This window comes from Pseudomonas sp. PVC-5-1 (assembly GCF_057444345.1).
In genome coordinates this window covers 3,506,579-3,526,611 of sequence record NZ_CM172024.1, presented here as the reverse complement: position 1 = coordinate 3,526,611, position 20,033 = coordinate 3,506,579, and the positions used below count along the sequence as shown (strand labels likewise).

Genomic DNA, 20,033 nt, shown 5'->3' with positions numbered 1-20,033 from the left:
GCCGCAGCAGTTACCAAGCCCGCCGAGTGCGGGCTTTTTATTGAGGAATATTTGATGAGCGGCCAAGAGACCATTCAGGAGCTGGACCGGATTGTCGGGACGACGAACGAACTACTGCTTTCGCCCGAAGTGAAAATGATGGACGTTGGTGGCGGCGTTATGCGGCCGACCAACGCCATGGTAATGACCAACCTGGCAACCTTGTTGGGCGGCGCGATGCCTTATGTTTCCGTGGCAGAAGGCCTGGCCGGGACGGTGGACGGCACCAACTTCAGCGTTCTGTCCAGCGCGCAGGACGAATACGTCAATGTGTACAGGAATGAATCCGGTTCTGCGGTATTCGTAGACAGCTACCCGAACGCCCAGGCGGTTCGAGAAACCCGAGAGAATCTCGACAGCCTCGAACAAAAACTGTCCCCCTACCAAAACGCCGCCGTCGGGATGGATGGTGGTGACCCCCTTGGCGTCTTTGCTGGCCGTGACGCCCAAGGCAATCTGCTCAACCTGATGGCGTTCATGCCTGACGGCACCATCCGCAGCACGCCCCTGCGCACCTTCATGGTTGAGGGTATGGGTGGTACCACCATGCAGGATGTCGAGATCAAGGGATGGGGCGGTTATGTGTTCGCCCAGCGGGATGCGAACGGCGACCTATACGCCGTAACGGGGTCTCGGGCCGACGGGTCGTTCTATGCGCCTGGTGTGGGGCAGGGCGGCTCCTCGAAGATCCTGCATGTGCCGTTTCTTGGGCAATCCAACATCGCTGGTGACCAGGCCAAACCTCCGCTGTCAGTGGCTCCCACTGGTTGGGGCAACCTGATGTTCGCCCGTGGGGTGGCCACCTGGATCGCCACCGACAACCCCAATACCCCTGAAAACAGGGCTTCCGGTGGCTTCCAGTTGGTTGACCTGGTAGCTGCTTCCGTTGAGACCCGCGCCAATGGTTTTGCGGATGCCTACAAGGCCCGAATCACCAACACCTCTCGGTTCTCGCCAGAGTCCCCGGGACTGGCTGAGCGCATTCTGATCAGCTTCTCCGGGCTTGGCGGGCGAAAGCTGACGGAGCTTGGCCCGGAGAACGACGGCGCCAGTGGCCGGCCCGGAGCGCGCACGCCTGGTGGCCACTGGCCGACGCTTATCGATGACATTCGGCGCGCCAAAGCAGCCGCGACGGCCATTGGTGCGACCTACCAGCTGCCGGCCTGGATCTTCGACCAGGGTGAAAGCGAAGGCGACATGACCATGTACTACAGCGGGGATACCTTGCTGCCGTCGGACCTGGTCGCCAGTTACACTACCAAAGCCCTGGCAATGGTGACCGAGTTTGACGTCACCGCCAGGAACATTGTCGGGCAGACTCGTCCCATACCGCTGTTCGTGACGCCGGCCAGCTACAACATGCTGACCTCGACTGCCTGGCAGGATGTCGCGGACGCCTCGCCTCTGGTCTTCCTTGTTGGGCCGCGCTATCAGATGGCATCCGCCAAGAATGCCAGCAATGGGTTGACGGGCTCTGCGCAGGAGTGGGGCGACGAGATCCATTACAACGCCGATGGCCAGCGCTGGATTGGCGATATGTGCGCGAAAGTGATGTACCGCGTCCTGAACGAGGGTGAGGACTGGCAGCCGCTCCGAGTGTTGTCGGCCAGGAAGGTTGATGCCACCCACGTTGACCTGACATTCCATGTGCCCCGGCCGCCGCTGATTATCGACACCGAGTTCTTGGCGAAGGCGCGCGGCTTTGGGATCTCCATCTATGGCGGGACGCTGAACGCGCCCACGGATCGGCAGTACGCTACGGCTGCGGCTATTCAGGCGGACGGGCGAACTGTGCGGATGACGTTCCCCTCCGTGCCGGCCGGCGCATTGCTTGCGGTTGGCCAAGCTTTCTGTGACCTGGGCAGTTACAACGTGGCCGCCATCGGCACTGGCCCGGCAACGCCAAACGGTTTCCCGACCTTCACCATCTCGGTGACAGGCGACCTTCGCGCCACGCTGAAGCCGCTGACTGACGAGGGAGCATTCCTTCTTTCGTCCAACAACGGACGTGGGATCGTGCGCAGCGTTGCCTATGACGGTGCAAATACTGTCATGACCGGCGAGGTGCGCGAGCTCACTACGCCCTTCTCGGTTGGCGAGACGCTCAGCTTCCGCCGGCTCAACACCTACACCAATTTCCGGGACAGCGACAACGCTATGGCCATCAACACCTTCTCGACAGGCACCCGCGCCGGGAAGCTCTACCCCCTCTACAACTGGGCCTGCCAATACGATGGCATGCAGATTCAAGGAGCCTGACGATGACTGTACTGATTGAACTGCCGGGCGTTCTGTCCTCGACCGCCGGCCTGGAAAAGCTGATCTTCACCAAAAACGGTTTCCCCGCAGATGGGCTGCAGGACCTGTTCCTGTTCACTGAAGCGAGCGGCACGGCCTTGGCCAACGCCATTGAAGGTCGCCCTGGAGGCGCGCTGGAGAAGTTGGTGGAAGGTGACTTCGGCGGTGGCTATGCATGGCTCACCGGCGGCGGCGTCCGCCTGCAGGGTACGCAGATCGCTTCCTTCCCTGGCTTTGACCCAACCCTGCCGTTCTCTCTGGTCCTGGGTGGAGCGATCACCGGCAACGTTTCCGGGGCTGTCGAGGCAATCATCGGACTGCTGGCATTCCGCGACCGTTCAACCTCGGCTGTTCGGGGCCCGGTGATGTTCGCTCGAGCATTCCAATCAGGCGGTAACCAGACGGTTCAGGCCCGCATGTGGACCGGTACGGCAGACGGGGCAACCTCGGACCTGCAGCCGCGGGTAACCGGCCTGGTCAATCGCCATATGGTTTCGGTGCTCACGTACGACGGCAGCGCCACGGTTACCGCATCTGTCTATAGCAAGACCGGCGCTTTGCTTGGAATAGTCACCATTTCCGCTACTGATGTGGGCATGACCACCAACGCCGGCAACGTCAGCCCTCTGGCACAGCCAACCATCGGCATCTCGACCTCTGTCTACGATGGCGGAATCCAAGAGGCGGAGGTGTTCGCGCGGTACGATAGAGTGCTAAGCGCGGAAGACATCACACGCATCTGCGTTCAGGCAGCAAGCGTAGGCGCTGATCGCGGTAGGCCCTGGTAGGTTCTGCCGATTCAAGCAAAGTACGCTGAATTAGCCATCCATTTGCTCAAAAGTCAGGTTGTCATACCAAGTGAAGACCGGTAGCTTGGCAAGGTTTTTTACTGAACATCAGGGCGGGGAATGAAGAGCGAAGATTTGCATCAGCGAGAGATGCCTGTGAGGATGGGGAGAGGGAGGCTCGAGGTTGAGCTGCCTTGCGTGGTTGACAAAATTCTGTTTCGCGGAGGGCTGAACAAGTTCGGCGCCTTCAGTTACGGGAATGTTGGTGTTGCACTGTACAACGCTGATGTAGGTCGTTACTGCTCGATCGCCCATGAAGTAATGGTAGGTCCGACTGAGCATCCAGTTGACTGGATGTCCTCTCACTGCTTCGTCTTTAATGATCGAGGAACATTGGGCCATTCTCAAGATTTCCTCGATATCGTTTCTGATAACCGCTATGCGTCCAACAATGTTCGAAACGTCATCGGCAATGATGTCTGGATCGGATACCGGGCTTTCGTGCGCAGAGGCGTGAAGATCGGCGACGGGGCTATTATCGCTGCGAATGCGACAGTCGTTAAAGACGTGGAGCCGTACACTATCGTGGCCGGCACGCCAGCCAAGGTGGTCCGGAAACGGTTTGACGACGAAACGATAAAGCGCCTGGAAGCATTGAAGTGGTGGAACTATTCATTGAGCAAGCAGGTTCTCGGAAACCTTGACTACTCCAAGGTCTCAGAGTCCTTAGACGCGATCGAGCGTGCTATTGAAGAGGGGCGGTTGAAGCCACTTGAGCCAAAAACAGCAGTTTTTGTTGACGGCAAACCGGTCGAGTAACGAACTGCCCAATTTCGATAGCAAATCGAATAATCACTAAATAGCCCGCCCAGTGCGGGCTTTTTTTTGCCTGGAGAAAACATGGCCAGACTCACCGAAACTCAAGCTGGTGGGGCGAATATGCTCGCTTTCCTCGACATGCTGGCGTGGTCCGAAGGTACCTCAACCATCAAGGCGAGCGACGACGGGTACAACGCTCTGTACGGTGGCGGCCTGTTTCAGAGCTATGCCGATCACCCGCGGCGCAAGCTGACCTTCCCCATCAACGGCAAGCCGGTGACCAGCACGGCAGCAGGCAGGTACCAGCTGCTCGAGCGTTACTGGGATGCGTACCGTGTCAGCCTTCGCCTGGGGGGTGGATTCACGCCGGAAAACCAGGACCGCATCGCGCTGCAGCAAATCCGAGAGCGGCGCGCGCTGGAGGACATCAAGGCGGGCCGCATCGCGCTGGCCATCTCCAAGTGCTCGAACATCTGGGCATCGCTGCCAGGGAACAATTATGGGCAGAACCCGCATCGCCTGGACAAGCTGCTCGGGCGCTGGGTTGAGCTTGGCGGGGTGCTGGCATGACCATCAAAACGATAGGCCGCTGCCTGGGCCAGGCCCATGACGGGTCGCTGTGGTTCTTCTGCAGGGGCTGTGACCAACCGCACAGCCTGAAGGTCGACTCGGGGCCGGGCCCGCGCTGGGGCTACAACGGCAACGCCGATTCCCCGACATTCACGCCATCGGTCCTGGTTCGATGGGATCAGTGGGAGCCGCCAGCTACCACGCTGGAGGACCACGACAAGATCATGCGCGGCGAGATCGTGCAGACCAAGGTCGCCAAGGTCTGTCATTCCTTCGTCACTGACGGCCGCATCCAGTGCCTGGGCGACTGCACACATGGGCTGGCTGGCCAGACGGTCGATCTTCCGGACTGGGAGGCGTCATGGAGCAGCTGGTGATCCGGGCGATTGGCCCCGGTCTTCTGGTGCTGGCCGGTATTGCGCTTGGCGCCTGGGCTACCACCGGTCACTTCCGGCCGCTACTGGACGCCGAGCAGAACCAGGTCGCCAGTTGCAAGGCTGCCCGCGACAACCTCAGCGGGCTGGCGGCGGAGCAGGGCAAGGCCTTGGGCGACCTGACCCTGGCGGCAAAGGCTCGCCAGGCCTGGGCTGAGCAGGCGGTTGGCAAGGCGAAGGCCAGCGCGGAGGTCGACTACGCCGCGGCAAACCGCCTGCAGCAGGAGCGCACCGGCGGCGACCAGTGCGCAGCAGCCACCTCGATTATCGACAAGGAGCTTGGGCTATGACGGTGGTGGTGAACTCGCTGACCTGTGGGAGCGGAATGGGCATTCTCTGGTCTGTACGCCGCGTAATTCGGGGCCTTGCCTGTGGGATCGGGGTGGTGGTAACCCTGCTGTACCTTGCCGGTTGCGCGACAAAGGCGGAGACAGAGATCCGCTATGTGCGCGTCGAGGTGCCGGTGCCGGTACCGTGCCGTGCACCCCATGTTGCTACCCCGCCTTGGGCATCTGCTGGCCTGCGCAAAACTGACAGCTTGGACCTAAAGGTGCGGGCGCTGCTGGCTGAGCGACGGCAGCGCATTGGATATGAAAAACTCTTGTCGGCCGCATTAATTTCCTGTCAGTAGTGGCGTCGACTTCCCAGGCTTCTTAGTGGTGGGTACTCTCGGGATTAATGACTTAGTAAACCTGGAAACCCTGGCGATTACACTTGCTCCTACATAATGATTTATAATCCACTTGCTTGGGCAGGCTATTCTAACGCCCATTATCCTTCTATCGTCATTCAGCTTCAAGCTATACGGTGAATGTACCGTATTTACAAATATGTCGATAGTTGTGCTATGACCACAATTTTCGAACGTCAGCATGCCTTTGCGAACCCTGACGCCTATCCACCGGTCGTCAACTAAATATCTAGCCCTAATGCTTTGCTTCGATCTTGAAAGACATGACACTGGTATTGATATTGAGCGGGTTTTTCCAGTCAATAGGGTTGACTTGATAAATATTCTCGACCGGGTTGCTGCGCCCCATCGCCCCCATGACTCCTCAGCATGCCACCCAAAGCCAAAAGAAATGTTCTCAGAGAATGGTGTTGTTTTCTTGTTTTGGATGGTGGATTTTTTATCCAGATCGGAAACCAAGCGAAGAATGGATTTGCTTGCCCCTTCCTGTTGAGACCACTCTGCCCCGTAGCTTTTGGCGAGATCTAGCTTGTCAGTAGCGATCAACGCTCGAAGGAGAATCAGCTTCACACCTTGACTGGCGTTTGGCAGAAAACGCTCGACGTTATCTGCGAGATAGTCCAGTGCACATGAAATGAAGAGGTTTCGAACTAGGCCTGGTGTCACATCTGATGTGAGAGGGCCTTCGTAGTCATCGACCAGTTTTGTCGCGGTGTCTTTGTTGCGTAAGGCCAGATCACGAGCTAGGAATATTTTCCTAGCTGGCCATTTACGTTTGGATTTTCTGACGGATTTGAAAATTCCTGGCAAGTCGCTGGTAGCAGCGTATCGTATGATGTCCCCGATAGCTTCACTATTTGCAATGGCTCGGACAGACTGGTGCCCTGTACCAAACATCTCAATTTTTCTGACGTTCCTGATTGTGTCGCGGATGTGAGTAAAATTGATTTTGTCTAGGTAGTCCTTCGGGTCGTAGAATACATACGATATACAGTTTTCGCCTTGGTCACTCTCGATGATCTCGCGGTGGTCCACGGTGTTTTTTAAATAAAGAGAGAATCGCTTATCTGCTCCTCCCATGCTATTTGGCGCAATAGAGTATTGAGGGCAAAATGATATAGTTGCTGAGGCGCCAAATGTAGATGCATATCTTATTGATGCATAACCGCCTTGGGAATGACCGTAGGTGATGATTTTGGCGAACCGCTCAATTATTTCTGAAAGAGCCTTCCGGGCTGTAGTCACACTACTTTCAGGAAACCAGTTAGGTTGCTTTGAGACAAAGCCAAGGTAGGAGAGGCCGTTCTTGCGCAGCGCTCCACCACCCCACGAGCCTCGACCTGGCTTAGTGCCCATCTCATTGAAAGTTACTACAAGAATATCAGATTTCCCTTGGGAAAAATATACCTCTAAATGGCTGTCATTATATACAATCTCTTCCATTAGCTGCACTTCTTGTCCTGTTTAGCTGTGTAGCATAAATTATTTATACTACTTTCCAAGTTACTTGGTGGATGCCAACTGATGCCAGTGCTTCCTTGGCGCATTCAATAGTTAGACTGTCGGACTTTGATTTGTCGCCATCATTGACCTCGACTGATACAACATGACGCAATATGTCGAGCTCTCCAGAATCCAGAGGAATATTGAATTCTGACAGCACCTGCGGGTCGCCATATTGATCATATTGGATGTGAAGATAGCCTTGTGCCATTATCTAGAGTCCTTCATATTCAAAAAATTGTCTTAGAATACCATTGGTTTTGATCTGTGGTAAGGAGATCCGCGCTCGGGGGGGGGCTGCGCTCCGCCTCCCGCAGGGCCGCACGGAAGAAACAGCGAATCGTCGTCTCCCGCGACTACCTCCTATAATGCGCTCATCTCGTGATTGGGGAATGGAGGCGGGCAATGGACAAGCGCAGCTTCATTGGGATGGTTGAGGCCGGAGAGCCGCTGATCCAGCAGGCCGTCGACGCCATGCGGGAGTATCACCAAGCCCAGGACAGTGGCGCGCCAGCGGAGGAAGTGGAGCGCCTACGCCTTCTGGCAGAGTCTCTGTTCCAGGTGGTTTCCGACTACCAGCTTCGGGTGATTGCCAAGGCGCGCGGCAAAAACCTGCCTCCACTTCACTGAGCTAGCTACCCTAGGCCTGCAGCCATCCGCGCCGTAATGGTGCGCTCCGATCTACTCGACCGGTCTGTCGAAACGAATCAAGAGCTGGCGGCGGCTTATTACCTTGCCCGAATAGCCGGGAGTCAATGTGAAACAGACAACGACTCTCTCTAGGGGCTTCAGAACCCGAACCACCTATCGACATAGCCTTTGATTACACCAGGTGAGCCCCAGTGGTCATTAATATCACAGTGAGTATCCAAGATATCAATTTTGAAAGACCTGCTCATGCGCTCAGTTTTATTTTCAGGGGCAAGTACCACTGCAACCGCGAGCCCAATTACGTATTTGGGAGGAATCATCATCCCCTCTGCTCCGAAAGAGAACATTCCCTCTGGGCCTACTTTTAGCCTAGGGTCAAGCTCCCCCTCGTGCATCACTGAGGTTCTCCCGTATTTATAGATTGCCTGCTCCATGGTCAGATCATCGTACATGACTTGGTGCATTTTGGATCCGGTCGATATTGCCGTGATAAAGCTCATCTCATCACGAAGGAAGGCTCTGATGCGCTCGCCAACGCCATCGTTTGGGTATCTGAGCTTTGCTGTCTTGTCTAAGGCTGGGAAAAGATTAACTAATGCCCCTTCATAATTTTGCTCCATGCAATGAGTGAAGCACTGCTCAATCCGCCTGCTTATACCAGTTACCATTGAGATTCTCCTTTCTGGGCGCTTTGGTGCTGGAGTTCAGCGTCCCGTCGCTCCTAACCGACAGTCGGCGGGAGCCGGCCGCCTGATTGTCTATTCGGAATAAATTTAATACGATACTGGTTATCTATACAGTATCGGTGCCGCATGTATTTCCTCATCGTTCGCCGTCGCGTGAAGGGCGTGGCCATCCCTTCAGATCACCTCAGGAAGGTCCAGCCCCTGCGGGCCGACATCCACATAGGCGACCACCACAGTGAGCCGCTGGGCCGGGTATCGACCCAGGCGTGGGTGTTCAACCCGTCCCCCGGGCCTGACATCATCCCCCGGCTGCACGACGCCAAGCTCAATGGCATGGCCCAGCTCGGGATCAACATCAACGGTGTCGAGGAAATCGATGGCGTGCTGTATGCGCAGTCGTGGTGGTGCCGGGCGGTGGGCGATTATGGCAACTGAGCTTCCGCAGGCCTGGCTGGCCGAGTTGAACGACCAGGTTGCCCTGGTGGCTGATCCTGATGGGCGCGCGGCAGTGCTCGATGAGATGGCCTATGCCGCGCGCCGGCGGCAAGAGGTCGATGACGGCGATCTGGTCGACATGCTGGAGATCGTCGAGTCGGCCAGACTGTGGGCGCTGCTCGATCAGGAAGAGTGGCCTGCTCACGCTTGAATCTGCAGAGGATTGTGAAAGGGGGGAGCCAAGACGAATCGTGGACGGCAGAACGCCGCGGTAGGCGGTACCATTTTTTGTACCAATAGACGAGTTTTTGCGGGTGGTGCAGAGTGGTCGAGAGAGACGAAACCCCCGAATTCATTGGGTTTCGCCACCCACGAAAACTTAACAAAGCGCAAAAAACATTTCTGGAGTATGGCTGATTTGCTGTCGAATGCCTTATGACTAAAGGGCGCAACGTGAACGAAATTTAATCCTGTACCAATTACGTTTGTCTCCAGTTTCGCCAGTTCGCCATGTCGCAGCAGTGATTTGGGGGGGGAAATCTGGGAGCAAACAGCCAATTGTCGGGTTGGCTTTCAAACCTGTTGGACAGCCTTGATCACCGCTTCGTCTTGGCTATTTTTTGGATTAATGACCATCCACCAAACGGTTGCAGGAGGGCTGTATGCGCGTGCGCGGCGATGTGTACTGGGCCTGGGCGGACCCTACGCTCCACCACCGATCTCACGAGGAAGCCCTTGTTGACGGCACTTTTATCGATGTGCGGGTGAGGCTTTCGCGCACCGGCAGCACGCAGGTGTTCATCGGTATCTATGCGCGGTCCGGCATGGCACTCCACGAGGAGGCCTTCGACTCCCGGCCAAATGAGTCTATGGCCCGAGCGCTTGCTTGGGGAGTTGGCCGCGCGCGTCGAGTCGCCGATGAGGTCGCTCCCGCTGCAGACCCTGTCACCGCCTCGAGATAGGGGGCAAAACCTGTAAGGAAATGCCCGGCTATATGCTGGGCACTACCAGGAAATGCTGAGAGCTAACCTGGGTTCACAAGAAAATCAAATCAACCCGTCAAGTGTAATAGTGAGGGTAGAGTTGCTTGTCTTGTTCCAGTTTTTCAGCATCAGTCACCCGTTTGCGAACCTCTGCATAAAATTGCTGGCTGTGATTCTGAAACCTTTTATAGTCTTGCGCACTAGCTTTCAGGGCAGCCTTGAGTTCGGATCCGCTTAGGCCTTCAGTATTTTTTTGGGAAATTACATACTTTTGCCAGCTGCTTTCTACTTGCGAGAGACCTTGCGCAAGAGCTTGAGTCTCGATTGTCGCCATGGGTGCATCCTCTTCAAGGCCAAATCTGGCCAGGTGGTATGGATCGCGAGAGCGACGATGTAGATGCATGGTGCCGGGGCCATCGAAAAAGCGCCCGAAGGTGGAGCTTAGCTTGTATGTAGCGCTTGGGGGCGGCTCAACGCCAATCGGCATCCCGATGCAACCTGCGCTGGGATGCAGGGCATCGGGATGTCTCGCCGGCTGCCTGGGCTCAGGCATGGATCAACGATAGGTCGCTGATGATGCAGATCGAGCCGTCATCGGCGGGCGTGGTATCGGTGTAGTCCACCTGGTTGTACACCCCGCCGTGGAACTCGAATAGCTGTGTAGCCCAGGTGCTGTCGAACTGCAGATCGCCGGACGATCCGGTCATCCCGTTGCACTTGGCGGTAACGGTGACCACGCCTGCCGACGTGGCATGGATGCTCACCTCGAACTTTGCCCCCAGCGGTACCCCCTTGAGCACCGTCGAGTTGATCGGGTCAGTCTGGTTGTAGGTCCGCCGAAAACCCAGGGTGATGTCGCCCTTTTTCCAGAACACCTTCACGGGCGGGCTGTCGTCCCCGTAGACGTGCATCTGCGCGATAACCACCTTCTGCGCCCAGTTGACCTTGGTCAGTGTCATTTCCTGGCGATTCCAGTGATCCAAGGCGCCGCCCAGGCTCCAGTATTCCGGCTCCGACCACTCGCAGCGGGTCCTGCGGGTGCTTTTGCTCGAAGCGCCTTTGGTGGGGGCAGACAACTGGACCGAACCATCGCTGAGCACTTTCACGTAGTTCGGGTACAGGGCAATCGCTTCGCTGCCGGTGAGTTCGACCGCTACGGTGCTGATCGACGATTCGGCTACCGGAACGGCGATGGTGAGGTTGCTGATATCTACGCTCATGGGGGGAACTCCTGAATGGAAATGTCGGTTGGTGCCGCAGCAGCACGGTGGCGGCTGCTGGAGTGGAATTTAGCCTTACGCTAAATCATCGTCAATAGCTTATGGCTAAAATTATTTCGCCGGGCGACAAATTACCTGTTGGCGAAAATTTTCCGCAGCGGGGCTTTACGCTTGATTTGGCGGTGAGATAAGCTTCCCTTGAATACTGTACGAATATACAGCTGTCAGGATAAGAATATGTCTAAGCACATGAAGTCGACGCCCCATCAGCGCCAGGAAATGACCGGAATGGAGCGGCTGAGCTTGCGCGTGTCAGCGATGATCAACCACCCGCTCGCGCAGACGCAGCGCTGGGTGACGGTGCATCGCCTGGATACCGACGGTGATGCCGAGTGGGAGGAGGTGATGGGCCTGCTGGCCGAGACGCCCGAGTTGGAACTGACCTTCAACGACGACGAGAGCGTGACGGTACGCTGGGAGCGCGGCAGCGTGGAGGAGCGCGACGACTTTATCGTCGAGCAGGACAGCGAGCAGCAGGTCGAGGAGGCGGCACCTTTCTGAACATCGGAAAATGCCCACTTTGCAGGAGCAGCCTTGTGCCGCGAAGAGGCCGGGACAGGCAACAGATATGCATTATCAGTACTGGCCTCTTCGCAGCACAAGGCTGCTCCTACAGTGCCCTGTCAGATCAATGACGCTTACACAAGGTGCGCATTCCACACCAGCAGCACCCTGGCCTGGATGTAGGTCTCTTCCCGGCGAATCATGCGGTCCTTGTGCCGCGAGTTGTCGGAAATCATCTCGAAATGCTCTTCGTCGGCAATTTGCAGCCGCTTGATGTAGATGTGGTCGCCCCAGGAGAAGAAGTAGATTCCATCGCCGACGAACTCGCGGATGCTGACGTCCACGATCAGCGGGTCGCGGTGCTTGATGGTCGGCTCCATCGACTGGCCCCAACCGGTCACCATCTTCAGGTGGTGGTGCTCGCTGAACTCCACGCCCAGCTCGCGCAGGTGGCTTGGGCTGACGCGAACATCCTTGAACATCTCGGGGTAGTCGTGGGGGATCTGCCCGCCACCCATGGCTGCGCGGACGTCGTAGTGGGCAATCCACACTTCGTCGCCCACCAGGCCTGGCCGAGCAGGTTCAGCGGCCACCAGTGTCGAATCTGCCGGCTCCTCGGCGGCGGCCAGCAGCCTTTGCCGGGTTTCTTCGGGGATGCCTCTGCCGCTTCTGGCAAGCATCTGCTTGACCAGGTCTGCTGCGGAAAGCTTGCTATCACCCGCCTCGGCCGGCGACTGCGTCTGGTCGCCCACTGCCATCGCGTCGAACCACCCCCGCGGCAAGCCTTCGATGCCCTCGATTCGGCGGGCCACGTCATCGCCCAGGTTCTTCGCTGTCTTGTCCGAAAGGATCTGGCTCAGGTGCGCAGGCGCCATCCCCCAGCGCTCCGCGCAGGATCCCTTTCTCTGGTTGCCGATCAGCTTGACCAGGTTGTGCTTGCGAATTTCGTAGATGTCCATGGGGCGAAGCATGCCAGTGTTTAGCTTGCTGCTAAATATGCTCAAGGCTAAATTTCCCTTGTTATGATATTAGCTGTAGGCTAAATTAAATATGCAAGCAAGGAAAGCCACCGAGAAGCTGTTCTCCAGGCTTACGACATCACCATTCGTTATGAGGTTTTCATGGATCCGACTGACCTCGGCCCAGGCACCATCACCTGGCTGGGCGGAACAGGCACCGTGTTGCTGGGCGCATTCCTCTGGCTGCGCAAGTGGCTGTCCAGGGATGCGGCTGACCGTGCCATGGACAACGCTGATATTGGCGTGGTCCGGCGCCTGAACGAGTTGCTCGATATCGAGCGTGATGCCCGAAGGGAAGCGCAGGCCAGGGCCGATCAGTTTGCCAAGGAACGCAATGAACTGGTGATCACTGTAGGCCGCCTGGAAGGCAAGATCGAAGCGCTGACCAGTCGGGGCGGCCATCCACCCCGGCAGGTCACCGTCCAGGGCGAGGGCGTCGCCCGCCTGCGCGGGAAGCAGGGTGAGTGAGGCGGCCCGCAAGACAAATTCTGTTCACGCCCATGCGTATGGGCTTCTTCTGCATGGAGACAACATGGCTCGATTGGATTCTGCCGCTGTCGGCGGTGCGAACGTGCTCGCGTTCCTGGACATGCTGGCCTGGTCCGAAGGTACCTCGACCATCGCTGCCAGCGACGATGGCTACAACGTCCTGGTAGGCGGCCAACTGTTCAATGACTACAGCGGGCACCCGAAGCAGAAGGTGTGGTTGCCCAGCTACGGCATCCACAGTTCTGCGGCTGGGCGGTACCAGATTCTGGCCGGTACCTGGGATGCCATCGTGAGTACCTATGGCTTCAATGGCCGCTTTACCCCTGAGGCCCAGGACCTGGCGGCAATCAAGTTGCTGAGCGAACGCGGTGCCTTGGCACTGATCAAGGCTGGCCGCATTGCCCAGGCGATCGCCAAGGCCGCGCCTATCTGGGCCAGCTTGCCTGGCGCGGGCTACGGTCAGCGTGAGCACCAGTTGGCCGCGTTGTTGGCAATGTTCATTGCCTGCGGCGGGGACGTGCAGGCGTAACGCCCAGGCAAAAAAAGACCCGCCAGGTAGGCGGGCCAGAAGGGCGTAGGGAGCAACGCACAACAAATACGGGTCAGGCGACCATGGTGCCTGGTTGCAACTGTTCGACCAGGGCCTGGGCCGAGGCGCGGGTCGGCATCGGGCCGCTTACGGCTTCGCCGTTGCGCACCAGGTACCAGCATGCGAGCAGGCCCTGCTCACGCAGCGAAGCGGGGACGGCACTGCCAACAACGGACATGATCTGGATAGTGGCCATGTGGACCTCCTGTAAAACATGGCCCTACCTTACGCAGCAGCCGGGGCGGTTTGAAATTAACTTCCTCGATAGTGGTCATTGGTTCCATCAACATTTACCACCGCGGCGGGCCGTAATACACCGGTGGCGGACCGTAGTAGGTGCGGTAGCCCGGGGGCGGTGGTGCTGGCACGTAGTACGGCTGGTAGTACACCGGCGGTGGCGGTGGTTGCACGTACACGGGTGGCGGCCCGTAGTAGACCGGCTGGCGCTCGACGTACACGGTACGGTCACGCCCGCCATAAACCGTCGCCCCGACCACGGCGCCAACCACGGCCGCACCCAGCAGCGGGCCGGGGCCATACCAACCGCCATGGCCATGGCCACCGTGGGCGACAGCGGGCGCGCTGATGGCCAGGGCACCGACCAGCAGGGCGATTCCGGGAATGTGACGGTTCATGAAGAAACCCTCGCAAGGACACCCCAGGTGTGGGGTCCTATTACTATGACTCCACTCTTCGTCAGCTGAGCACGGGGGAACGGTAAAGGTTGTGTAAGGGACGACCAGCGGTTACCTCTGTTACGCTGAACAAACGTTTCAGTTATGACAAAGGAGCAGGTTATGTCGGCAACTCCAAGCAGAGACACCGTGCTGTGCATTTCCTTGGCCGGCCGCCCCGGCACCTTCGGTGTACGGTTCCACAACCACCTTTACCAGCAGCTGGGCCTGGACTTCTACTACAAGGCCATGCGCACCGATGACCTGCCGGCGGCGGTGGCGGGCATTCGCGCTTTGGGCATCCGCGGTTGCGGGGTATCGATGCCGTACAAGGAGGCCTGCATGGCCCTGGTCGACGAGATCGACCCATCGGCTGCGGCCATCGAGTCGGTCAATACCCTGGTCAATACCAATGGCCACCTGAAGGCCTACAACACCGATTACCTGGCCGTGCGCCAATTGCTGGCGCAGCACAAGGTCGACCCGTCCACGGCGTTTGCCCTGCGCGGCAGTGGCGGCATGGCCAAGGCGGTAGCCAGTGCCTTGCGCGATGCCGGGTTCGCCGAAGGCATCATCGTTGCGCGCAACGAGCAGGCGGGGCGGCAGCTGGCGGATGTGTGTGGTTATCGCTGGGTGGCGGAGCTGGGCGACCTGTGCCCACCCATGCTGGTGAACGTGACGCCGATCGGCATGGCGGGCGGGCCCGAGGCCGAGGAGCTGGCGTTTTCCGAGAACGCCATCGCCGCGGCGGCGCGGGTGTTCGATGTTGTGGCGATGCCGGAGAGCACTCCGTTGATCCGACGAGCGCGGGCGTTGGATAAGCCGGTGATCACCGGGCTGGAGGTGATTGCGCTGCAGGCGCTGGAGCAGTTCGTGCTTTACACCGGGGTGCGACCCACCCTGGCGCAGGTGGAGGCGGCGGTGGCGTACGCCCGGGATATCTGATTACTCCTGTGCCGGCCCTTTCGCGGGCTTGCCCGCTCCCACAGGGACCTCACAGGATCTGAAATCTGTGCAGTACCTGTGGGAGCGGGCAAGCCCGCGAAGAGGCCGGAACAGGCATAAACAAGGTCAAAATACCTTGTGCCCCTCATCCAGCTGCTGGTCGACCAGTGCCCGGCCATGGGCCAGCGACACATGCTGTGCGTTCTCGAGGTCGGAGAAGAACTTCATCGGCATCGACATGCGCCTGCTGGTGTGCCCGTCGGGGTCGGTAATCAGGCACCCGGCGGCATAGGGCAGGGGGGAATCGGGGTGGGGCATCACGCTGGCGGTGATGGTGTGCTTGCGATATTCACAGTGAAGAGATTGCATCGTCCTTACCTCGCTGTGGCATGTGAAGCAGTTACCTTCATATACCACAGCAACGGGCCGGGAGTTCCCGGCCCGACGAGCGAGCAGCGATGAATGCTCAGCCTTTGAGCTCGGTCGGCTGGATGACTTCGACCCAGTAACCGTCCGGGTCCTTGACGAAGGCCAGGTGGTTCATGCGCCCGTCCTGCAGGCGTTTCTGGAACGGTACACCCAGTGCCTCGAAGCGTGCGCAGGCGGCGCGTACGTCCGGTACCGAGACGCAGATGTGGCCAAAGCCGCGCGGGTCGGTGTTGCCGTTGTGGTAGGCGAACTCGGCATCGTTTTCGGTGCCGTGGTTGTGGGTCAGTTCCAGCACGCCCGGAATAGACTTCATCCACTGGTGGCGTTCGTTGTCATCGGCCGGGATCTGCGCCGGGTCGACCAGGGCCAGGAAGTACAGGCTGAAGGCAGCTTCGGGGAAGTCGCGCTTGTCTACCAGGCGGAAACCCAGCACGCGGGTGTAGAAGTCCAGGGACTTTTCGATGTCCTTTACCCGCAGCATGGTGTGGTTGAAGACGAACTGGGCGGTGGCGGCATCCGGTTGGGCGGTGACGCCAGGCAGGGTTTGCAGATCGTGCAGGCTCATGGGAACTCCTGAGACGGGGCCGGGCGCAGGGCACCGGCAAAACAGACAGGCTGGCCATGATACGGCAGTGTGCCGATTGCGCAAATGAAAGCGCCCTGCACAAGGCAGGGCGCTGGAATTAGAGGCCCGCATGTGCGGGCGCGTGATGGGGTCGCTAGTCCTTTAGCTGTCTCGATACTGAGCCAGCCCTTGTGAAAAAAGTGTGAAGTACGTGTGGACGTTTCATCAGCGTACCCAGCTTTCTACCGTGGCGGCTCCGTATTGTTCTTTCCAGGCCTTGAGCCCACGGTGGTTGCCGCCTTTGGTCTCGATCCGCTCGCCGGTATGCGGATTGGTGTAAACCTTCACCACGCGCGCGCGGCGCTGTTGCTTGGGTGCTGCACTGGAAACCCGGGCCACTGCCTTTGGGTCGAGGATGGCGATGATATCGCGCAGGCTCTTGTCGTAGCTTTTCATCAGGCCGACTAGTTTCTGCTCGAATTCGATTTCGCGTTTGAGGCCGGCATCCTTTTTCAACGCTTCCAGTTGCGCCATCTGTTCCTGGAGCGCTTTTTCGGCAGCACGAAACTCTGCAAGTCTGGACACTGTAATCACTCCTGTACGTCGGTCGTGGCAGGGCGTGACGAACATTGAAGAAGAATAAAAACGCCGGCCACGCGGGTGGGTTCCGCTGTTCGCTGATATCGAGTGTAGTCATTCATGGGCACTGGGTAAACTGCAAACTTTTTGTAAGTAAGCAAGGAACTTTCCTAGTTTTGCGTGCGGTATTGTCCGGTTTTTCCGCGGTTGTCTTGTTGCGCGCTTAGACCATGGTCCAATGGCCCGTGCCAGAGCCTTCGCGCGATCATTTCAGATGATGGCCGGCTATTGTTCGGCCCCCTCGCAGTACCGTGGCCAGCACGTGCCACAGGTTGTTTACTCGCCTTGATTCTGGATGTTTTCTCCCATGTTTGCCCCTTTCCCCCTCGCCCCCGGGCGTCGTGTTGCCGGCTTGTTCCTGTTGTGTGCCGGCGTCAATGCCCAGGCCGCCGGTTTTCTTGAAGACAGCAGTGCAAAGGTCGAAGCACGCAATGTCTATTTCAACCGGGATTTTCGTGACGGCCACAGCAGTTCCAGCCAGGGTGCGTCCAAACGCGAAGAATGGGCACAAGGTTTCATCCTCAATGTGCAGTCGGGTTATACCCAGGGCCCGGTAGGTTTTGGCGTGGATGCGCTGGGCATGTTCGGCTTCAAACTTGACTCCAGCCCGGCGGACAGTAACAGCGGCCTGTTGCCGTCTTCCGGTCACGACCCGCGCCACTCGGCCGACCAGTACGCGAAGATGGGCCTGGCGGCCAAGGTCAAGGTTTCCAGTACCGTGCTTAAATACGGTTCGATGATGCCGGATGTACCGTTGCTCAAGTACAACGATGGCCGCCTGCTGCCGACCATGTTCCATGGCGCCATGCTCACTTCCGAAGAAGTGCGCGACCTGAAGTTCACCCTGGCCCGCCTGGACAAGTACACCGCACGGGACTCCACCGACCGCCAGGACATTCGCGTGCATTGCAAGAACAAGCGCTATGCCTGCGATATCGAGGCTGATCACTTTGACCTGGCTGGTGTCGATTACCGTTTCAACGAGCGCTTCAGCGCCCAGTACCAGGTGGCCAAGCTGGAGAACATCTACCGCCAGCACTTCCTCGGCCTGGTGGCCAGCCAGCCATTGGCGGTGGGCAGCCTGTCGGCAGACCTGCGCTTGATCAAGAGTGATGACATCGGCAATGCCCGCGCCGGCGAAATCGACCATCGCGCGTTCAGCGGCATGCTCGGCTACAGCCTGGGTGGCCACAAGCTCAGTGCCGGTTGGCAGCGCATGTACGGTGACAGTGCCATGCCATACCTGGATGGCACCAACCCGTACCTGGTCAACTACGCCCAGGTCAACGACTTCGCCGCCGCCCAGGAGCGTTCCTGGCAGGTGCGTTATGACTATGACTTCAAGGCCCTGGGCGTGCCTGGCCTGACCTTCTTCACCCGTTACATCAACGGTGACAATATCAAGGTGCCGGGCAGTACGGCCGAAGGCAAAGAATGGGAGCGCGACACCGAGTTCAAGTACCAGGTGCAAAGTGGCACGTTCAAGGACGTAAGCGTGCGCCTGCGTAATTCCACTTACCGCAGCAATTATGAAAAGTGGGCGCGTGACATGGACGAGACACGAGTCATCGTCAGCTACAACTTCTCCATCTTCTGACGGGGCGCTTTGCCAAATACCGGCAGCCACCTGACAATGGCTGCTGGTTCCCGCAAAGGGCAGGGCAATGAAAGACCTGTTGTTGATCGGCATCGGCCCGGGTGACCCGCGCCAGGTCACCTACGAGGCGGTCGATGCACTGCGCCAGGCCAGTGTGTTCTTCGTGCTCGACAAAGGCGGCGACAAGGACGAACTGCTGCGCCTGCGCAAGGCCATCCTGCAACGCTACCGGCCCGAGGGCGGCTACCGCCTGGTGCAGGTGGCCGACCCTGCACGCGATGGCCAGGCCGATGACTACCTGGGCGCGGTGCAGGACTGGCACCGGCAGCGTGCGGCGCTGTATGCCCAACTGATCGAACAGGAGATAGGCGACGGTGAAACCGGCGCCTTTCTGCTGTGGGGCGAGCCGACGCTGTACGACAGCACCCTGCGCATCCTTGGCCTGGTCCGCGAGCGTGGTGTGGCGCTGCGCCTGCAGGTCATTCCGGGCATCAGCAGCGTGCAGGCGTTGGCTGCGCGCCATCAGGTGCCGCTCAACCGCATCGGTGAGCCGTTGACCGTATTGCCAGGGCGGCGCCTGGCCGGGCAGGGGCAGATCGACAATGTGCTGGTGATGCTCGACGGGCAGTGCGCGTTTGCCCGGCTCGATGACCCGGCGTTGATGATCTACTGGGGCGCGTACCTTGGGACTGCTGATGAGGTGCTGATTGCCGGGCCGTTGCAAACGGTGAAGGCACAGATAATGGAGGTGCGTGAGCGGGAGCGGGCGCGCAAGGGGTGGATCATGGATAGCTACCTGTTGCGCAGGGAGCTGTAGTCAGCTACAGCCTGTGCCGGCCTCTTCGCGGGCTCGCCCGCTCCCACAGGTATTCCGCGAACCAGGCGACACCGATTTCAAGGGTTACCCAGAATGGCCTGTACCTTGTCGCGCAACTGGTCGATGCTGAACGGCTTGCCGATCAGGTGCATGCCCTCCGGTACATTGACGTTCTCGGCATAACCACTGGCGAACAGCACCGGCAACAGCGGCCGCAGCTCGCGCGCCTTGCCGGCCAGCTCTTCGCCACCCATGTCTGGCAACCCCACGTCGGTCAGCATCAGCGCCAACTCCTGGCCCGGGTCCTCGATAATGCGCAGCGCCGCGCCGGCACTGTCCGCCTCGATGACCGTGTAGCCCAGTTCGTCGAGCACTTCGACCATCAGCATGCGTACGATGTCGTCGTCTTCGACTACCAGAAGGTGCATGGTTCGGATCCTGTGCTAATGAATGTCTTTAATCTGTGCTCCAGATGGCAGCAGAAGTTCCCGAGGATACCGGGCACTGCAATCAGATGGAACGTTTGGCGCACGCTGCCTTCAAATACTGGCTAAATGCCCTGCCAGACCCGGCAAAGCTGGTTAGACTC

29 protein-coding genes and 1 pseudogene are annotated in these 20,033 nt (G+C 58.7%); 18 read left to right on the top strand and 12 right to left on the bottom strand.

The features are described from left to right. The first annotated feature begins 54 nt into the window (after positions 1-54). The 7 genes from AC2T3R_RS15970 (at position 55) to AC2T3R_RS15940 (ending at position 5,579) form a co-directional block, all read left to right on the top strand. Entirely contained in the window at positions 55-2,298 is a 2,244-nt protein-coding gene (locus AC2T3R_RS15970) for a hypothetical protein (protein WP_486743925.1), read from the top strand. Between the two features lie 2 nt (positions 2,299-2,300). Beyond that, positions 2,301-3,125: a hypothetical protein gene (locus AC2T3R_RS15965; protein ID WP_486743924.1), complete on the top strand. Its 825-nt coding sequence runs from the start codon at positions 2,301-2,303 to the stop codon at positions 3,123-3,125. Between the two features lie 120 nt (positions 3,126-3,245). Then, positions 3,246-3,944 carry a CatB-related O-acetyltransferase gene (locus AC2T3R_RS15960; RefSeq protein WP_486743923.1) on the top strand — a complete coding sequence of 233 codons (699 nt, stop codon included), beginning with the start codon at positions 3,246-3,248 and terminating at the stop codon, positions 3,942-3,944. Between the two features lie 81 nt (positions 3,945-4,025). Further along, on the top strand, positions 4,026-4,514 hold the full coding sequence (locus tag AC2T3R_RS15955; RefSeq protein WP_486743922.1) for a glycoside hydrolase family 24 protein: 489 nt from the start codon (positions 4,026-4,028) through the stop codon (positions 4,512-4,514). Further along, on the top strand, positions 4,511-4,891 hold the full coding sequence (locus AC2T3R_RS15950) for a ubiquitination-like system serine protease family protein (protein WP_486743921.1): 381 nt from the start codon (positions 4,511-4,513) through the stop codon (positions 4,889-4,891). The genes AC2T3R_RS15955 and AC2T3R_RS15950 overlap by 4 nt, the downstream gene beginning before the upstream one ends. Continuing rightward, positions 4,876-5,238 (top strand): hypothetical protein, encoded by a 363-nt coding sequence (locus tag AC2T3R_RS15945; protein ID WP_486743920.1) that lies wholly within the window; start codon positions 4,876-4,878, stop codon positions 5,236-5,238. Before AC2T3R_RS15950 ends, AC2T3R_RS15945 begins: the two co-directional genes overlap by 16 nt. After that, on the top strand, positions 5,235-5,579 hold the full coding sequence (locus tag AC2T3R_RS15940) for a hypothetical protein (RefSeq protein ID WP_486743919.1): 345 nt from the start codon (positions 5,235-5,237) through the stop codon (positions 5,577-5,579). Before AC2T3R_RS15945 ends, AC2T3R_RS15940 begins: the two co-directional genes overlap by 4 nt. Here the strand turns inward: AC2T3R_RS15940 and AC2T3R_RS15935 are convergent. After that, positions 5,562-7,082, bottom strand: coding sequence for a hypothetical protein (locus tag AC2T3R_RS15935; RefSeq protein ID WP_486743918.1), 1,521 nt, complete (start codon positions 7,080-7,082; stop codon positions 5,562-5,564). The two genes, AC2T3R_RS15940 and AC2T3R_RS15935, sit on opposite strands and share 18 nt — an antisense overlap. Before the next feature lie 43 nt (positions 7,083-7,125). Further along, positions 7,126-7,353, bottom strand: a complete 228-nt coding sequence (locus tag AC2T3R_RS15930; RefSeq protein WP_486743917.1) for a hypothetical protein — start codon at positions 7,351-7,353, stop codon at positions 7,126-7,128. A 194-nt stretch (positions 7,354-7,547) separates the two neighbouring features. On the opposite strand from AC2T3R_RS15930, the gene AC2T3R_RS15925 reads away from it, so the two are divergent. Beyond that, complete coding sequence (locus AC2T3R_RS15925) at positions 7,548-7,772, top strand: hypothetical protein (RefSeq protein WP_486743916.1); 225 nt, start codon at positions 7,548-7,550, stop codon at positions 7,770-7,772. A 24-nt stretch (positions 7,773-7,796) separates the two neighbouring features. Next, positions 7,797-7,925: a DUF2514 family protein gene (locus tag AC2T3R_RS15920; protein ID WP_486745293.1), complete on the top strand. Its 129-nt coding sequence runs from the start codon at positions 7,797-7,799 to the stop codon at positions 7,923-7,925. 5 nt (positions 7,926-7,930) lie between these two features. Here the strand turns inward: AC2T3R_RS15920 and AC2T3R_RS15915 are convergent, their stop codons facing one another. After that, on the bottom strand, positions 7,931-8,461 hold the full coding sequence (locus AC2T3R_RS15915; RefSeq protein WP_486743915.1) for a hypothetical protein: 531 nt from the start codon (positions 8,459-8,461) through the stop codon (positions 7,931-7,933). 144 nt (positions 8,462-8,605) lie between these two features. Here AC2T3R_RS15915 and AC2T3R_RS15910 point away from each other — a divergent pair, with 144 nt between their 5' ends. The 3 genes and pseudogenes from AC2T3R_RS15910 to AC2T3R_RS15900 all read left to right on the top strand — a co-directional run bounded on the left by AC2T3R_RS15910 (position 8,606) and on the right by AC2T3R_RS15900 (position 9,876). After that, entirely contained in the window at positions 8,606-8,914 is a 309-nt protein-coding gene (locus AC2T3R_RS15910) for a hypothetical protein (protein WP_486743914.1), read from the top strand. Further along, positions 8,904-9,189, top strand: a pseudogene (locus AC2T3R_RS15905) (hypothetical protein). Before AC2T3R_RS15910 ends, AC2T3R_RS15905 begins: the two are co-directional and overlap by 11 nt. A gap of 387 nt (positions 9,190-9,576) precedes the next feature. Then, positions 9,577-9,876: a hypothetical protein gene (locus AC2T3R_RS15900; protein WP_085720590.1), complete on the top strand. Its 300-nt coding sequence runs from the start codon at positions 9,577-9,579 to the stop codon at positions 9,874-9,876. A gap of 97 nt (positions 9,877-9,973) precedes the next feature. On the opposite strand, the gene AC2T3R_RS15895 is transcribed toward AC2T3R_RS15900, so the two are convergent. Both AC2T3R_RS15895 and AC2T3R_RS15890 read right to left on the bottom strand, forming a co-directional pair. After that, a complete protein-coding gene (locus AC2T3R_RS15895; protein ID WP_015270818.1) occupies positions 9,974-10,231 on the bottom strand; it encodes a hypothetical protein in 258 nt (85 codons plus the stop codon). Between the two features lie 211 nt (positions 10,232-10,442). Beyond that, positions 10,443-11,117: a polysaccharide lyase family 7 protein gene (locus AC2T3R_RS15890; RefSeq protein WP_061551721.1), complete on the bottom strand. Its 675-nt coding sequence runs from the start codon at positions 11,115-11,117 to the stop codon at positions 10,443-10,445. A gap of 237 nt (positions 11,118-11,354) precedes the next feature. On the opposite strand from AC2T3R_RS15890, the gene AC2T3R_RS15885 reads away from it, so the two are divergent. Then, positions 11,355-11,678, top strand: a complete 324-nt coding sequence (locus tag AC2T3R_RS15885; protein WP_039614851.1) for a DUF1654 domain-containing protein — start codon at positions 11,355-11,357, stop codon at positions 11,676-11,678. A gap of 137 nt (positions 11,679-11,815) precedes the next feature. Here AC2T3R_RS15885 and AC2T3R_RS15880 read toward each other — a convergent pair whose 3' ends face one another. Next, the gene (locus tag AC2T3R_RS15880; protein WP_486743913.1) at positions 11,816-12,640 is read right to left on the bottom strand and encodes a S24 family peptidase; all 825 of its coding nucleotides are present in this window, start codon (positions 12,638-12,640) and stop codon (positions 11,816-11,818) included. 162 nt (positions 12,641-12,802) lie between these two features. On the opposite strand from AC2T3R_RS15880, the gene AC2T3R_RS15875 reads away from it, so the two are divergent. Next, the gene (locus AC2T3R_RS15875; protein WP_013973123.1) at positions 12,803-13,168 is read left to right on the top strand and encodes a hypothetical protein; all 366 of its coding nucleotides are present in this window, start codon (positions 12,803-12,805) and stop codon (positions 13,166-13,168) included. A 64-nt stretch (positions 13,169-13,232) separates the two neighbouring features. Further along, the gene (locus AC2T3R_RS15870) at positions 13,233-13,718 is read left to right on the top strand and encodes a glycoside hydrolase family 24 protein (protein WP_486743912.1); all 486 of its coding nucleotides are present in this window, start codon (positions 13,233-13,235) and stop codon (positions 13,716-13,718) included. Positions 13,719-13,791: 73 nt separating this feature from the next. On the opposite strand, the gene AC2T3R_RS15865 is transcribed toward AC2T3R_RS15870, so the two are convergent. Beyond that, positions 13,792-13,974 (bottom strand): hypothetical protein, encoded by a 183-nt coding sequence (locus AC2T3R_RS15865; RefSeq protein ID WP_003259487.1) that lies wholly within the window; start codon positions 13,972-13,974, stop codon positions 13,792-13,794. Positions 13,975-14,068: 94 nt separating this feature from the next. After that, positions 14,069-14,413: a hypothetical protein gene (locus AC2T3R_RS15860; protein ID WP_025338687.1), complete on the bottom strand. Its 345-nt coding sequence runs from the start codon at positions 14,411-14,413 to the stop codon at positions 14,069-14,071. Positions 14,414-14,575: 162 nt separating this feature from the next. Between AC2T3R_RS15860 and AC2T3R_RS15855 the strand changes: the two genes are divergently transcribed. Next, entirely contained in the window at positions 14,576-15,397 is an 822-nt protein-coding gene (locus AC2T3R_RS15855; RefSeq protein ID WP_015270812.1) for a shikimate 5-dehydrogenase, read from the top strand. 126 nt (positions 15,398-15,523) lie between these two features. On the opposite strand, the gene AC2T3R_RS15850 is transcribed toward AC2T3R_RS15855, so the two are convergent. The 3 genes from AC2T3R_RS15850 to AC2T3R_RS15840 form a co-directional block, all read right to left on the bottom strand. Continuing rightward, positions 15,524-15,766: a hypothetical protein gene (locus tag AC2T3R_RS15850; RefSeq protein WP_013973119.1), complete on the bottom strand. Its 243-nt coding sequence runs from the start codon at positions 15,764-15,766 to the stop codon at positions 15,524-15,526. Positions 15,767-15,863: 97 nt separating this feature from the next. Next, on the bottom strand, positions 15,864-16,391 hold the full coding sequence (gene gloA, locus AC2T3R_RS15845) for a lactoylglutathione lyase (protein ID WP_061551716.1): 528 nt from the start codon (positions 16,389-16,391) through the stop codon (positions 15,864-15,866). Positions 16,392-16,616: 225 nt separating this feature from the next. Next, the gene (locus AC2T3R_RS15840; RefSeq protein ID WP_015270810.1) at positions 16,617-16,976 is read right to left on the bottom strand and encodes a histone-like nucleoid-structuring protein, MvaT/MvaU family; all 360 of its coding nucleotides are present in this window, start codon (positions 16,974-16,976) and stop codon (positions 16,617-16,619) included. A gap of 361 nt (positions 16,977-17,337) precedes the next feature. Here AC2T3R_RS15840 and AC2T3R_RS15835 point away from each other — a divergent pair, with 361 nt between their 5' ends. Together AC2T3R_RS15835 and cobF are read left to right on the top strand one after the other, a co-directional pair. Continuing rightward, entirely contained in the window at positions 17,338-18,627 is a 1,290-nt protein-coding gene (locus AC2T3R_RS15835) for an OprD family porin (RefSeq protein ID WP_015270809.1), read from the top strand. A 67-nt stretch (positions 18,628-18,694) separates the two neighbouring features. Continuing rightward, the gene (gene cobF, locus AC2T3R_RS15830; RefSeq protein ID WP_486743911.1) at positions 18,695-19,444 is read left to right on the top strand and encodes a precorrin-6A synthase (deacetylating); all 750 of its coding nucleotides are present in this window, start codon (positions 18,695-18,697) and stop codon (positions 19,442-19,444) included. 77 nt (positions 19,445-19,521) lie between these two features. On the opposite strand, the gene AC2T3R_RS15825 is transcribed toward cobF, so the two are convergent. Then, the gene (locus AC2T3R_RS15825) at positions 19,522-19,872 is read right to left on the bottom strand and encodes a response regulator (RefSeq protein WP_015270807.1); all 351 of its coding nucleotides are present in this window, start codon (positions 19,870-19,872) and stop codon (positions 19,522-19,524) included. Positions 19,873-20,033: the final 161 nt, after the last annotated feature.

What these genes read in the sequence shown, in the direction of transcription:
- AC2T3R_RS15970 (WP_486743925.1), top strand. Translation starts at nt 55, where the DNA reads ATGAGCGGCCAAGAGACCATTCAGGAGCTGGACCGGATTGTCGGGACG.
- AC2T3R_RS15965 (WP_486743924.1), top strand. Translation starts at nt 2,301, where the DNA reads ATGACTGTACTGATTGAACTGCCGGGCGTTCTGTCCTCGACCGCCGGC.
- AC2T3R_RS15960 (WP_486743923.1), top strand. Translation starts at nt 3,246, where the DNA reads ATGAAGAGCGAAGATTTGCATCAGCGAGAGATGCCTGTGAGGATGGGG.
- AC2T3R_RS15955 (WP_486743922.1), top strand. Translation starts at nt 4,026, where the DNA reads ATGGCCAGACTCACCGAAACTCAAGCTGGTGGGGCGAATATGCTCGCT.
- AC2T3R_RS15950 (WP_486743921.1), top strand. Translation starts at nt 4,511, where the DNA reads ATGACCATCAAAACGATAGGCCGCTGCCTGGGCCAGGCCCATGACGGG.
- AC2T3R_RS15945 (WP_486743920.1), top strand. Translation starts at nt 4,876, where the DNA reads ATGGAGCAGCTGGTGATCCGGGCGATTGGCCCCGGTCTTCTGGTGCTG.
- AC2T3R_RS15940 (WP_486743919.1), top strand. Translation starts at nt 5,235, where the DNA reads ATGACGGTGGTGGTGAACTCGCTGACCTGTGGGAGCGGAATGGGCATT.
- AC2T3R_RS15935 (WP_486743918.1), bottom strand. Translation starts at nt 7,082, where the DNA reads ATGGAAGAGATTGTATATAATGACAGCCATTTAGAGGTATATTTTTCC.
- AC2T3R_RS15930 (WP_486743917.1), bottom strand. Translation starts at nt 7,353, where the DNA reads ATGGCACAAGGCTATCTTCACATCCAATATGATCAATATGGCGACCCG.
- AC2T3R_RS15925 (WP_486743916.1), top strand. Translation starts at nt 7,548, where the DNA reads ATGGACAAGCGCAGCTTCATTGGGATGGTTGAGGCCGGAGAGCCGCTG.
- AC2T3R_RS15915 (WP_486743915.1), bottom strand. Translation starts at nt 8,461, where the DNA reads ATGGTAACTGGTATAAGCAGGCGGATTGAGCAGTGCTTCACTCATTGC.
- AC2T3R_RS15910 (WP_486743914.1), top strand. Translation starts at nt 8,606, where the DNA reads ATGTATTTCCTCATCGTTCGCCGTCGCGTGAAGGGCGTGGCCATCCCT.
- AC2T3R_RS15900 (WP_085720590.1), top strand. Translation starts at nt 9,577, where the DNA reads ATGCGCGTGCGCGGCGATGTGTACTGGGCCTGGGCGGACCCTACGCTC.
- AC2T3R_RS15895 (WP_015270818.1), bottom strand. Translation starts at nt 10,231, where the DNA reads ATGGCGACAATCGAGACTCAAGCTCTTGCGCAAGGTCTCTCGCAAGTA.
- AC2T3R_RS15890 (WP_061551721.1), bottom strand. Translation starts at nt 11,117, where the DNA reads ATGAGCGTAGATATCAGCAACCTCACCATCGCCGTTCCGGTAGCCGAA.
- AC2T3R_RS15885 (WP_039614851.1), top strand. Translation starts at nt 11,355, where the DNA reads ATGTCTAAGCACATGAAGTCGACGCCCCATCAGCGCCAGGAAATGACC.
- AC2T3R_RS15880 (WP_486743913.1), bottom strand. Translation starts at nt 12,640, where the DNA reads ATGGACATCTACGAAATTCGCAAGCACAACCTGGTCAAGCTGATCGGC.
- AC2T3R_RS15875 (WP_013973123.1), top strand. Translation starts at nt 12,803, where the DNA reads ATGGATCCGACTGACCTCGGCCCAGGCACCATCACCTGGCTGGGCGGA.
- AC2T3R_RS15870 (WP_486743912.1), top strand. Translation starts at nt 13,233, where the DNA reads ATGGCTCGATTGGATTCTGCCGCTGTCGGCGGTGCGAACGTGCTCGCG.
- AC2T3R_RS15865 (WP_003259487.1), bottom strand. Translation starts at nt 13,974, where the DNA reads ATGGCCACTATCCAGATCATGTCCGTTGTTGGCAGTGCCGTCCCCGCT.
- AC2T3R_RS15860 (WP_025338687.1), bottom strand. Translation starts at nt 14,413, where the DNA reads ATGAACCGTCACATTCCCGGAATCGCCCTGCTGGTCGGTGCCCTGGCC.
- AC2T3R_RS15855 (WP_015270812.1), top strand. Translation starts at nt 14,576, where the DNA reads ATGTCGGCAACTCCAAGCAGAGACACCGTGCTGTGCATTTCCTTGGCC.
- AC2T3R_RS15850 (WP_013973119.1), bottom strand. Translation starts at nt 15,766, where the DNA reads ATGCAATCTCTTCACTGTGAATATCGCAAGCACACCATCACCGCCAGC.
- gloA (WP_061551716.1), bottom strand. Translation starts at nt 16,391, where the DNA reads ATGAGCCTGCACGATCTGCAAACCCTGCCTGGCGTCACCGCCCAACCG.
- AC2T3R_RS15835 (WP_015270809.1), top strand. Translation starts at nt 17,338, where the DNA reads ATGTTTGCCCCTTTCCCCCTCGCCCCCGGGCGTCGTGTTGCCGGCTTG.
- cobF (WP_486743911.1), top strand. Translation starts at nt 18,695, where the DNA reads ATGAAAGACCTGTTGTTGATCGGCATCGGCCCGGGTGACCCGCGCCAG.
- AC2T3R_RS15825 (WP_015270807.1), bottom strand. Translation starts at nt 19,872, where the DNA reads ATGCACCTTCTGGTAGTCGAAGACGACGACATCGTACGCATGCTGATG.